Origin of the sequence: Chitinophaga jiangningensis (assembly GCF_900142605.1) — a bacterium.
Taxonomy (GTDB): domain Bacteria; phylum Bacteroidota; class Bacteroidia; order Chitinophagales; family Chitinophagaceae; genus Chitinophaga; species Chitinophaga jiangningensis.
The window spans coordinates 442,747-456,169 of the sequence record NZ_FRBL01000009.1; the positions used below are offsets into that span (position 1 = coordinate 442,747).

Sequence of the window (13,423 nt, forward strand, 5' to 3'; positions counted from 1 at the left end):
TTTATTTTTAAGAACTGCTGGTATCTGTATTCATTTGCGTGATAAACTGCAACACCCCTTCGTGTAATTCGGCCTGGGAGTAATTCAGCAAAGCCGTTACGGTAGCGTTATTAAGGCCATAGCCCTGCCAGGTGAAACTGGCCTGCGCAGTACCGGGGTTGGTTACTGTACTCTCCCACCACGACCAGCTCCCATTTTTTTCTATTATAGGGAGATAGTTAATATTATCGGCATACACAGGTGTAACGCCACCCGACGTGGACGCGGCCTGGGTGATGGTCAGCAGTGGGCCCACTTTAAAAGTAATTTCCATAGCCGCCAGGGCAGTGTCCACAAATACCTCCGGCAACACCAGTGTAGTTACAGGCAGTATGCCGGTAACCGCATGCGCCGCAGCCCTGGGGTCCAGCAGCAGCGTTACCATTGCCGTAGTGCTGCCATCAAAGGGCAGGTTGATGAAATTACCATCGGCTCCTGCCAGCGGCCCTATCTGTTGCACATAGGTTTGTCCATCCGGAGGCAGCGCTACGCTGTTGAATACACTGAAATCATTCTGTGTGAAATAACCGATCACTCCATCTTCCTGCGAGGCGAGGTCGCCCAGGCGAATGCTGAAATTGGAAGTAGTAAAATCAGGAATGTTACTACTGACTGGAGCTGCGCTCACCGGCGTAGGCCAGTCGCATCCTGCAATCGGCGGGCCATCCAGCGAAAACTGCAATTGCGTTTGTACCAGTGCCAGCGGCCTGCCTACGAGTACGGATAAATTAATATCGGTGCGACTCCCCAGTGGATCGGTGGTCCAGAGGGTAGTATCAATCACCGCAATCAGCGCCTGAAAATCTGTTGCCGGCCTGTTGATGGCTGCGCTGATAAAAGCGCCCAGCGGCGGTGCCGCTGTGGTGATGCTGGCGATAGTAAGGTTGTTGTGCGGCGGTGGTACCCATTGCGTGAGGGTATTATTAGCTGTATCAACCAGCAGCTGAATTTCACCTGCGTTCGTACCATCCTGCAAAAACAGTTGCAGCGACTGATCCAGGTGATTGGAGATCACCCAGCCACCAACAGGATTAACGTCCGCGGCGTAGTCGAGCACTTTGGTATTGTCCACCTGGTCCACCAGCAGCATATCCAGCCGGCCTGGCTGCAACAATCGCGGTGGCAGCTGAAAAGGTGCTGCCACGGCCGGTGTCAGGTTGTTGGTAACAGTCAGGGCTGCATCCACTACCAATGGAAAATTATTGGCGTCATGAGTGCCGCTGCTCATCGGATCTATCAGGTCGAGCTTACGGCCAAACTGATCGTATACCACGAGGTGACTCAAATACGCCTGCCCGCTGCGAATAGCCTGGAAGGGGAAGTCGCTCGGGCCACTGAGCTTTACGGCCGGGATGGAGTTGACCAGTCCCTGCACATTGGAAGGCGTATCATATGGCGGCGTGCTGTCGCTATCCGGGTAGCCGATTACTTTTGCAAAGCTGACCACATCACTGCCGTTAGTAAACGTTTCTACGGTAGGCCTGCGAAAGGTCCGTGGATCACGCTGCGTGAGGTATTCATTGAAATTCACCAGCTCCTGGCTGAGAAAAAGCCATTTATCTACCTGTTCAATTTCGTTATATAAGTCCTGTAAGTTGGTGTTGGTGCTGCCGTACTGTGCGAGGAATGCTTCGAGTCGCGCCCCGAAAGTGAGCTGTGTATGCGGGCTCAGTAACGACCTTCCCGTGATGCTCTCCGCCGCAGCGGCGCCGCTGACGGTACTCTTCAGCTGGTAATCCGTTCCATCGAATGTCCAGTTGCGTGTAACCGTTCCCGAGGTAGGATCTTCAATATATTCAAATGGGATGGCCGTATACGTTACCTCCCATTCCAGGTACATGGGATTCCATTGTTGGGTCCATGGCTCAAGGGAGAGCGCCGGCAACACTCCGGGGTTATAAGCTGCCGGGTTATGTGCCAGCAAGGCCGTGGTCACATCATCCACGTTCATACTGCCTGCACTGGCTATCAGTGCGCTGTTGGAAGGATCCAGCAAAAAGAATTCGGTATACAGCTGACTAACGATGGCCGGATAGGCGGCGGCGTTGGTCAATGCCGGCAGCACGTTCGACAACATCGCGGGGGTAACGGTGATATTATCTACCGTAAGGGAGTTGATTACCTGGGTAGACAAGCGTATTTCCAGGCTGCTGTCCGGGTCCGTACTATCGTCCGGCTCAATACCGGAGATCAGCACCACCGGGTTGCGTGTTTGCCAGTACCTTGGCAGGGACGCTGCTTTCAGCGTATAACCTGCTGTAATTCCCTGCTGCTGCGCAAATGCGGCGATGCCGTTCAGGTAAGCATCCTGGTCGTTTACGCCGGCGGTATAAATGGGTTGCGGCACTTTGGACAGGAGCCCGTCGATCAGCTGTAGCTGACTCAGTACGAGCCCCAGTGAGCCGGAGGCATTGGTGGGGTCCAGGAATGTTGAGAGGTCGCTGGCTTGTATACCGGTATTGTTGGGCGCCATTTGCTGGGCCAATGCGTTCATATAGCCGCTTTTCCACCACACGCCATTGAGCGTCCATTGCAGGCTGTATAGCTCCGCGATGGCCTTGTCCAGCGCTTGCTGATTGAGGTTGAGTTGCAGCAGCCAGGCGGCATCTGTTGGGTTGATGGTAGCATTGCCGCTATTGTTTTCCGGCGGGGTGATTACCCAGCGGGTGCCGCCCAGTTTGGAACTGAACCACTGCTGCTGTACTTTTTCTGCCAGCAGGGTATCGCCGTTTGTTTGGTTCAGCAATGGCAGCAGGTCGTATTGAAAAGCCTGTAGCAAAGCGATGACTGCACTGGTATTCGTATAGCCGGGTACGTTACTGAGTTGTTGGCCTATCAGGGTGCTGAATGCATCCACGTCGGTATTGGCTACTGCCACCGTCATATTGGCTGCTGCCATGGAGTCTTCCAGCTGGTCGGGTGAAGGTGCGGAGGTAGCTGTACTGCTCCAGGTTAATCCGAGTGCCATTCCCGTGTATACGCTGGCGTTAGCAGCGGAAGGATCTGCATTTTGCGCAACGGTCCAGTTGAGGGCCGTCAGCACATCAGGCATATTATCAGCACCGGTAAAACCGTTGGTGGTGGCTACAATATCTGCTGTTTCATCAGCATACCAGCCGCTTACAAAATAACTGAGTACGGTATCTGCAGGAGCGTCTGTGAGGTCGTCGTAAAAGGAGAAAACATTTTGATTGAAGGGCATATAGCCGCTGAATTCCATATTCCCTGGTGCAACCGCAGTGAGGAAGCTATTGCCGGCAGCCTGCTCCGTCCAGGTGGTGGCGTCAAAAGCCATACCGATGTTGACGGTATTTGCACCGGTATCTTCTGTACTGCTGATGGCCACTGGCTGTGCTGCCTGTCGGTTAGGTTCCGTACTGGCTTTCCAGGCGGCCACCACACTATCATCTACCATAAAGTAACTGCTCACCGAACCATCGGGGTTGGGGCAGTCGCTTTCCAACACCCAGCTTTTCAGGATATTATTGCCGTTACTGTCTTTCGCCATGCGTACGATGAGCCAACGGTTAGGTACATACGGAAAGTTGCTGCTGCTATCCTGGCCGCTGCTGCGCAGGGACCTTGGCAGCGTCCAGTGCAGGTAAGCGCCTGTGGTGGCGGTATTGTAGGAGGCGTCAAAGCCAAGTGGCTCCGGACTCTGAAAGGTATTATCGCTCAGGTTTACGTAAGTGTAACGCCACCAGCGAAAATTATCCCGTGCTACCAGTGCCGGGTTGGCCAGCAAAATATCCAGTTCTATGGGTACGAGCAAAGGGTTCATCAGGAATTATTTTGGGTTGATTGACTGGTAAATACTACTGCTTCCGGGGATTTGATCAGCTGCAACGCCAGTGTGCCAGGCGTGAGCGTATTACCGGGTGGAGTAACGCCGTTGCTCACCAACGCAGCTGTCAGCGTTTGTACAAGGCCGTTAGCGGAGGAGGGCGTGATGTTGAGCACGCGGCTGCCCGCACTGCGCATGCAGCACTGGGTTTGGCCGGTAAGGTCATAAACCTGCACGGTACCCACCTGCGCTCCCGGCGTGCCGGTACTGATATCTCTCAACACGGCATTGCCATCATCATCCACCCCGAAGCCAATGGCTTCCGCAGGCTGACTTATTTCCACGTTATCAGGCACCCCGTCAAATAAACATAGCAGTACATTGGAAGAGAGTAAGTCCATACGTAATATGTTCAGGGTAGTATCACCCGGGTCCTGGGCTTTTATAACGAGATTGGGCCATCCGCTGATCAGCGCAGATCGCAGTAACAGTCCGCTGATCACCTGTGGCGGTGTGGAGGTGGGCCCGGGTGTTTCGCCCTCCAGCACACTGCGCATGACGGCCAGTGCACTCAAAGCCCCTTCGAAGATCATGTTTTTGGTAACCTGGCTAAAAAAGGTTTCGCGACTGGAATCGAGTCCCAGGCTCAGTGCTCCGTCCACTGCGGCATTGAGCCAGTTGTAGTCGAGGTAAAAAAACCGCAGCGACTCCACCGGCAACAAACGTTGATCTGCCACCATCTTATGAAACGGTACCGGATACAGCAACATCAGCTTCGCCAGCCAGGTGGTAACCGGCTCCATATCCGACTGTATCATACTTAGCAGCTGTGCCTGCACGCCGGGGTCCGACAAAAAGGCTTTGGTATCTTCCACAACTGTGGTAGCAACTGCTGATGGCCTGGTGTTAGCTGCACGGTTGGCGGACGAATTTTTATTATATTCAGCACTACCGAAAGCACTTTCCTGCGTATATGCTTTTACGTTATCAGTACTATTCCCGGTAGTTTTAGCACTTCCTGTTTGACCGTTACTTTGCTTCCACTCATTCGCGTTAGCTCCTCCCCCTGCATTTCCAATATCCTGGATCAGCTGCGGCGTCAGTAGCTGCAAAAACTCATCCTGCACGGTGGTGGTGGCTTCGAGCGCTGATATATCCGTCGCAGAGAAGTGATCCGATGTTAATTTATACAACAGGTTATCCGTGATCTGATGTGCTTTATTCCTGAAATTAAAAAGTTGCTGCGCAAAGGAAGCATCTGACAAAGCGGCTTCCCTGCCTGTTTCCCAGGCGGTAGCGAGCGACACATCAAACACACCGAATGTTTTATCAAATATCATGGCCTGATCGGCGGTATAATACGGCAACGGCGCCGCACTGTTGACTGGCAGCAAAGGCGCCATAGGCCCGCGATACCAGGCAAAGGTATTTTCACCGCTGCGGGTATGGTAAGGTAAAGGAACATAACCATCACCGAGGCGGTTATTAATTTCTGTGGCAGAAGCAGATCCATCGCTGGTAATACCCGGGAGTCGCAGCCAGAGCAGCGTTGGATCGATGGTGTTATCCGCATTCGTTTCCTGGTTTACCAGGTTAGTCACCAGGTCCTTAAAGTCCTGGGAGGTATCCGGCAGGGAAAGGAAGGTCCAGCTGGCAAGCGACACCAGTGATACACTGGTATAGGTGCTTAGGTCGGCATCGGGAGAAAGATAGCTGTCCATACCTTCCAGCGACACCAGGTGTACAATATTTTTAGCCGGGTTACCATCACCTACTGCCGGTGCATCCGCAAAGCGATTAGCCGCTATCACCGAAAACAGACCATTTTCGTTGAGCCCTGCCATGGCTTTGTTACCGGTGTTTACCTTACGCAGGTGTGCGAGGTAAGGCAATTCATCCAGATAAGGCAATACAGCGGTAAAGGTGCTTACCGGCATATTGATATAGGTACAGGAGGAGGTGGTGTCCACATCTGCTTCCACTGTTACCTGCGGCACCAGTACCGGTGCTGTGGTGGCCAGGAAATCAGCGATCGCCATTTGGGAGGACTGTGTATTCGTGTCTGTTCCGGGGTTCAGCTCTGTATCCTGAAACACCAGCAGGGCTAGCCAGGGGGTGTTGGTCACCGTCATGCTGCGCTCCCAGGGTAAACTGGGATCATTTAATACGATATTGGGGAGCACCTGCCCATACTGCCCGGTGCTCCCCGCCGCCGGGTACATGTTCACCACCTGTGTGGGATCAATGGCAAACTGCGGGGCCGTTACCACAAATTCCTGCTGGGCGGTAAATGGAGTGGCGCCGGTGGCAGTCAGTGTATGCGTTACGTTAATGAAATAGTTACCCGGCGACAATACCGGCACATAGTTGTCGAAGAACTGCAGGTCTCCAACGGGTAAAGGCTGTAAAATATTTTGCGTACTCATGGTTAAAATTTAGGATTGTTCCATTGGCGTGGCCGTATACAAATTGCCTGCTGTTGCTGCCAGCTGGCTCATCGCATCATTGCTGCCCTGGTAAATACCGTTGCTGCTTAACAGGGCATATAGCGCATTGCGATTAGCCGAAAGCGTGGTGGCAATACCGGTGATATCTGCTATGGTAGTGGTGCTGATGACAGGTTCGTACACCGTGCCGGGCACAGGGTTCGTATTCCAGGGTGCCTGCGGAATGCCTTCGAGGATGTACTCTTCCATCAGCTCCGTAATCGCTACTACCCCGGTGCTGTTGCCGGGTACCGGTGGTGGCACCGTAACGGTAAAGCCAGTAATCAGGTTCGGAATCGTATCAGCATTGGGTAACGCCGGCGCCTGTACGAAATTATTGTTACTGTCGGTTTGCGGCTGCCCCCAAAGAGTAGCGGCCATTGAGCCGTAGTTAGGTGTCAGCTGCCAGCCGGTGATGTCGATGGGCGTACCGGTGCTGCTGCCAGGGGTAATGGTGAGGTCATGCACGGACGTAGTGCCGGTAATATTCATTGGCCGGATATCTACATTTGTGCCACTTGTAATCGCGTTACCGTTGTAGGTAAGGCTACTCGCCGGCACTACGCTCTGCGTGGTAAACTGAAATGCAGCTGCCCGCACGGCCCATAGCTGCGTAGTGGTGCCGGTGGCTGCCGCTTTTGCAAACAGGACTGTGTTGTCGGATGATTGTTGTGTGAGCACTTGCGACAAACCGGTATTGGCCACAATCTTGCAGACGTCCGCCGCATCCGGGAGCAGTTGCGCGAAGGTAGTCCATGGCAGCGGTTCGTTATTTTGGTTTTGCGCACTATCGCTGCCGAAGCTGATAGTAACTGTTACGATCACGATATGCACCTTCACGATGCCACCCACTGGCGGGCCCCAGAGGTTCAGGGAGGCGCCAATAGACACCGTTATGGTTTTATGGCATACCAGGAGGTTGAGTCTCACGGAAGCGCCTATATCAATACTTATATCGGCTACAAAGGAAAAAGGATTCCAGGTAACCAGCATATCTGCCTGGGCGGTAAACCAGGCTTTTACATCACCGGACTGGAACAGCGCATCGAGGCTACCGCCTGCCATGCCGCATCCGGGCGTCAGCGCGAAATAGGAAGCGCCGGTAATACTGATATCTGTTGATACCTGCCAGTTAAATCCTAAACGCGCTACATTCGGATAATACGAAGGAATCACAAAGGCGGGATGGTAACCACCTATGGTGAATACAAACTGTCCGGCATTGGCGTTACTGCCAAACCAGATGCTGAATGCAAAGCCACCGGTGAGGTGACAGGCATTACTCAGTAAAAACGAGTTGCTGGTAATACTGGCGGCCACGGTAAAGTATCCGTCTGTTGGCTTCAGCACGGCTTCCATTTGCAGCTCTACGTATACGAAAGCATCGCTTATGGCGGCACCCTGTGGTAAACTCAGCCAGGCCAACCCAAGGAGCGCAAAGGCGAGGTCGTTACCAAACTGTGCTACCACCAGCAGCTCTCCCTGAATGATTTCAAAGGAAGTGAAGCTAATGCCGGCGGCTACCCAGTAATCACCTTCCTGCGGCACTATCCATTGTACTTTGGTACCATCGGCTCCGGCTACCTGCCCTTCCAGTATTTGCAGGGTGTTCATGGCTACATCCATGGCACTGCCGGTTTGTGGAGCATCGATCGCTAACAGCGGGAATGCTGCCACCTGGTTAAAGCTGGGTATGGCGAGTGACCTGTTATATCCGAATCCTCCCATGAGGCCTGTTACAAAGAAAAACGGGGCACCGCCCAATGGAGCACTTACATCTGCAAAAATAAAAAATGAAGGCAGGCCGGTGCTCAATTGCGCATAGGAAGCGAGGGCCGATAGCCCCCACTGTTCTGCCTGCACCACTAATGCCCCATCAAACTGCAATATTACACCTGATGGCAGCTGCGCGTCCGGCACCCGCACTATGCCGCCGCTGATGCTTAGTCCGGACGATTGGTAGGAGAATCCTAATCCGTTTAACCCAAACACCGGACTGAATGCAGCGATAGAGCTGCCAAATGAAAATCCGTTGAGGGTTACGTTTACAGGTCCTACTGTCATGGAAGCACTGATGGCGCATGAAATCACCTGGCTGGCATAATTGATACCGATACTTTCGATAAAAATCGGGCCGAGGTTTTTTTGTACCTGAAGCGTATACACGGAGGATGGATCTGTGGTACTACTGCCCGTAGCAGCTACCGCAAAGGCGCTCGTACTACCGCTTTGCGTGGAAGGATACGAAGTAACCGGCAATGTTACCGATTGCGCGGTTCCTGCCAGCAGCAAGTCGAAGCCGAATGCTACACCAGGCGTTACCGTTATATCGGGCCGCGATGGGATGCTAATGCCTGTTGGCGCTGCGGAGGTAACGGTGAGATAAGCATCCTTGAGTTCAAAGTCTCCCTTAATCTGATTACCTACCAGGGGCAACATACTTCCAATATCCACGGGCGTAACGGCACCTAAATCCGCAAAAGCCACAAACTGCCAGGCAGCAGGCGTTCCCAGCTGCTGTGCCACTATACAAAACTCACCGGTATACTGGTTATCAAATAAGAAATCCGCATCTATCACCACCACCCCCATCGTAGGTGTGTTATAGGAAACGGTGAGTGAGGTCAGTTCTATTTCAGGGAGTGTTGAAAGGTCGATATCAAAATCGGCAAAGAGACTGGTGATGAGAGTGGACAATGGCACTGCATCCGCCGTACCGTTGAATTGCAGGCTGGTAGTTCCGGCGCCGGTGGTGAGCGTAACATCCATCAGCAATGCTGTAAGGCCAATGGTAGCACCTGCGTTTAACACGAAGGTAATTCCCGTTGCCGTTTTTTCGAACTCCAGGAAAAATGTGGAGGAGAGCGACGATGAAAGCACGCTGCAGGAGAAATCGCCGGCGCAGGAACAGGTGAAGGTGCTCCCCTGCGGGTCCGCGCTTACCAGGAAACTGCCGAAGGTAAGATCGCTTAATTCCTGCGGCACATCGGTACCCGGGGCGATCTCCGTGATGATATCGCTGAAAGAGATGTTGCCTGCATAGGTGGCCTGGATGCTGTCTATTTCCCAGGAAGTGGTATGTACCAGTGAGATACTGAAAGCAAATGGATCAGTAAATACCGCCACCGGAATATTTGCATTGGCTGTGATGTTGATGATGGCGGTAGAACTGCTGCTGGCTGGTTGGAACCACTGCGCATACAGGTTAAATCCACTCATATCAAACAAACCAAGATTCACATTGGTGCCAGTTAGCTGGCCTATATCAAACGACAGATAGCTGACTGCAAACGTGCTTCCAAGGGTGAGTTCCACTTCAAAACCATTGAAGGTAATATCATCAAAAGCCGTTGCCAGTGCGCTGGGGATGAAGTCGGAAAAGTTGGTCCCGCTAGGCAGCACGGCTGCACCGATGGTGCTGTCCGCAATATTTTCCAGCGTGGCCGTATAGGTAGAAAGTGGCTGCCCGGTTACGGTAATTGTATCGGACGATTCATCGATACCGAGTGAAAACTGCATGTCGCTGGTATCAGCGCTGATAGCCAGCGTAATATCCTGCACTAAATCCTGTGGGGGCGTAACCGTTAGTACCAGGTTGAGGTTATTGATGGTAAGATTACTCAGCAGCGGAAAGGAAGTTAGCAGCGGCGCACTGAGCGTCATCAGCGGATAAGGGTAATTGTTTTCCAGGCTGAAGGCGCCCCAGCATTTGCAGAACCCCGGTGCGCTGCTTCCCAGCAAGGCGGTGAGTAACGCCAACGCCCCTACGTCGCTTTCTGTAGCCATGTTGAGTCCTGCTACAAGTGTGATTGCATCATTTGCTGCGGTGGACCATAGCTGAAAGGTGGTTTGTGCGCTGGTGGCGTAAATGAAATAAGTATTGGAAGGTGCGACGCCCGTAAAAGGAAAAGCATTCAGTAGCGGAAAGCTGGTAGTCCACGTCCACGTGGAAGGTGCTGCCAGGGAGAGTATGAAGTCCACCGAGGTATCCACGGTAAACGACAACGTTTGCACGGTGAGATCCGTTATCTGCAAGGCAGCAACTGTTCCGGTAGTAATGCTGACGGTGTTTGCTGTTGCATCCGGAATATCCGCGGTGGTAACACCGGTGATGGTGAGAAAGGTGCTGCTGTCCAGCCCAAACTGCGATTGTATCGTGCTTACCTGGTCAGCAGAGAGCAGCGTGGTATCCAGCACGATACTACTATTGCTGGCAGCCTGTGCACGGAGTTGTGTAATCAGCGTATTGATATCCATCAGAGCTGGTTTTGTACCTATATCACATCTATAAGCTGGATAAAGGCAGGAGTAAAGGTAAATGTGCCAACAGGCAACCGCAGTTGATTATCCAGGGCGGTAAATAAGATCTGTTCCACCGCCTTGGAATACATGACTTGTGGTAATTCTTTATTCAGCGTAGCGGGAGGAAATGTGGCCAGTAAGGTATTGAGCGGACAGTTAGCCTGCGCAGGTGTATCAATGTTGGGGGGCTGAGCGTTTTCATACAATAAATTCAGCAGCTGACTTTTCAGCGCTGAAAACCGCTGAGAACCGGGTTGATTGTCATAATCAGTTGACGCCAACGCTCCTTTTTGTACGGTGCTACCTACATAGTACTGACAAAGCGTATCACCCAGGTATTTGGTAAGGCTGCTGTCTTCCGCGGAGGTAATAAAATAAGGGCAGTAATTGGTATTGCTGGCACGCAAGGCACTGATGCGCCATAATACTGCCTGCTGCAAAATGGGCGCTCCAACCGGCGCCGCGGCTACCTGTTGAGGTGGCGGCTGATGGGCTATTTGTGTGATTTGCTCGTAGGTCAGGGCGCTGGTAGCTCCGGTAAATCCCAGGCCTACGAGGTTCGCATTATTAGTCATGGCGGCTTCCACTGGCTGCAGATCCGGAAAGTTGTTGATGTAAACTACGTTATCATCAAACATCCAGATCATGTTGCAACTAACCGGGTTAGTATTAGAATTAATATGTTTAAAGAACTCTATTGCTGCATACCTGGCGCCGCCAAAACCAACCAATTGATTAGGGCTCCGCATTTTCCAGCCTATTACACGCATATTGGTACCTGCAAGATTTTGGGCATACGTTCCATACTCCGTAACATGCACGAAGATATATACATTCCGGAGGGGTTGCTGTGCCGCAGCCAGCCTGAATGGGCAGTAAATAGGTACTGCGCCGTTGAACAGGGCATCACGGTCATTCATATTGGCAAAGTTACCATTGCCTGCAAGTACTCTGCCGACATCATAAGTTCTCCTGATCCATCCGGAGCGATTACTGGATATTACGACCAGCGGCGGCAGCATGCCGGCTGCCTGCTCGCGCGCCATGGTTCCATTAATATCTTCTCCGATATAGGTAAGATTACGAGCCTGTATATTCAGCCTGTCAAGCGTGGTAGACCTGTTGGAGGCCAGATTGGTAATTGTGGGCTGGTCCGCTTGCTGCATGTTAATATTTTCCAGCGGCTGGTATTTTTGATTGACCAGGTTGGAGGCCAGATAACTGGTGTTTAATTGAGCGCTGATAGCCATCAGAGTAGGTGTATTAAAGGCATAACAATCATCACTGCGATATCATTATGCAGAACAATAGGGTACTTAAATTTGTAGCGGGAAACAGATCAGGAATCTGTCAGATAGGATGCATAACCATGTAACCCTGCTGTATAAAAAATTTTACGGGACAAGAGGAGGTTAGAACAACACATAACTTGAAAGGTTATTTATGAAGTAACGGATACTAATTTATGGTATTTGTAACAAACTGCCATAGTAATTTTCTGCCTCCTGATCATATGAAAATATGATCATCTCTCCTGCAAACCCATCGCAGTAAAGGGATGCGACTAAATGGTAAATTTTATACCAAACCGTTATTTCTGTTCTATTCTCTGCTGTTAAATCTTTGCAATTTGCAGGTATGATGCAACAACCAACCTATTCACTACGGCAACTGGTCATATATTTTTTAAAGCTGGGCACCTGGGGCTTTGGTGGCCCCGTAGCGCTGGCTGGTTATATGCACCGCGACCTGGTAGAAAATAAAAAATGGATTTCAGAAGAAGATTATAAGGAAGGACTTGCGCTGGCTCAGCTGGCTCCCGGGCCGCTCGCCGCACAGCTGGGCATCTACCTGGGTTATGTACACTATCGCATACTGGGTGCTACCTTAGCCGGACTGGCATTTGTGCTGCCTTCTTTTTTGATGGTGGTGGCGCTGGGTTATTGCTATACCCGATGGCAGGGCATCCCACTGATGCAGGCGGTGTTTTATGGGGTGAGTGCCGCGGTGACAGGCATTATCAGCATCAGTAGTTATAAGCTGATTAAAAAGTCGATCGGACCAAACATTCCGCTGATCTGCATTTGCGTCGTAGCGGCCACCTATACGGCCATCACTGCCTCGGAAAGCATCTGGCTTTTTCTGCTTGCTGGTGTTGGCTACTGGCTGTTTAAGCATCCGGGAAAATTATTGTCCCGCAATGCGGCCGGTGTATTTTTCCTGCCTTTATTAACGGATATTTACAGGAGCAGCAACAGCGGTAAGCTATGGGATATCTGCTGGTTTTACATGAAGGCCGGCGCGTTTGTATTTGGCAGCGGACTGGCCATCGTCCCGTTTTTATATAGCGGTGTAGTGAAAGAGTATGGCTGGCTGAATGAGCAACAGTTTATGGATGCCGTAGCGGTGGCCATGATTACACCGGGACCGGTAGTGATCACAGTAGGGTTTATCGGGTATCTGACCGCCGGCTTGCAGGGAGCTTCAGTAGCCGCCTTCGCCACCTTTTTCCCCTGCTACCTGTTTACTGTTTTACCTGCCCCATTTTTCAGAAAGTACGGGAAAAACCCCGGCATTAAAACGTTTGTAGATGGTATTACCGCGGCAGCTATCGGGTCCATTACGGGGGCGGTCATCGTGCTGGCGAAAAGGTCGCTGACCGACCTTTATACCGCTGCCATTGCCGTGGTGGTAGCGGTGCTGTTATGGCGGGTAAAAAATCTCCCCGAACCACTGGTTATTATTACCGCCGCCGTAGCAGGTATAGCGATCCGGTATTTCCTGCAATAAATATTTATATTGTGAGAAACTG

Annotated in this window: 5 protein-coding genes; 1 reads left to right on the forward strand and 4 read right to left on the reverse strand. The window is 51.8% G+C overall.

Annotated features, from left to right (window positions below):
* Positions 1–7: 7 nt before the first annotated feature.
* The 4 genes from BUB18_RS24070 to BUB18_RS24085 are packed head-to-tail and all read right to left on the reverse strand — an operon-like array spanning position 8 to position 11,861.
* Positions 8–3,820 (reverse strand): hypothetical protein, encoded by a 3,813-nt coding sequence (locus BUB18_RS24070; RefSeq protein WP_073085948.1) that lies wholly within the window; start codon positions 3,818–3,820, stop codon positions 8–10.
* Complete coding sequence (locus tag BUB18_RS24075; RefSeq protein ID WP_073085950.1) at positions 3,820–6,249, reverse strand: hypothetical protein; 2,430 nt, start codon at positions 6,247–6,249, stop codon at positions 3,820–3,822. The genes BUB18_RS24070 and BUB18_RS24075 overlap by 1 nt, the downstream gene beginning before the upstream one ends.
* A gap of 9 nt (positions 6,250–6,258) precedes the next feature.
* Positions 6,259–10,566: a DUF6603 domain-containing protein gene (locus BUB18_RS24080; protein WP_073085952.1), complete on the reverse strand. Its 4,308-nt coding sequence runs from the start codon at positions 10,564–10,566 to the stop codon at positions 6,259–6,261.
* 17 nt (positions 10,567–10,583) lie between these two features.
* A complete protein-coding gene (locus BUB18_RS24085) occupies positions 10,584–11,861 on the reverse strand; it encodes a hypothetical protein (RefSeq protein ID WP_073085954.1) in 1,278 nt (425 codons plus the stop codon).
* A 388-nt stretch (positions 11,862–12,249) separates the two neighbouring features.
* On the opposite strand from BUB18_RS24085, the gene BUB18_RS24090 reads away from it, so the two are divergent.
* Entirely contained in the window at positions 12,250–13,401 is a 1,152-nt protein-coding gene (locus tag BUB18_RS24090) for a chromate transporter (protein WP_073085956.1), read from the forward strand.
* The last annotated feature ends 22 nt before the right edge of the window (positions 13,402–13,423 follow it).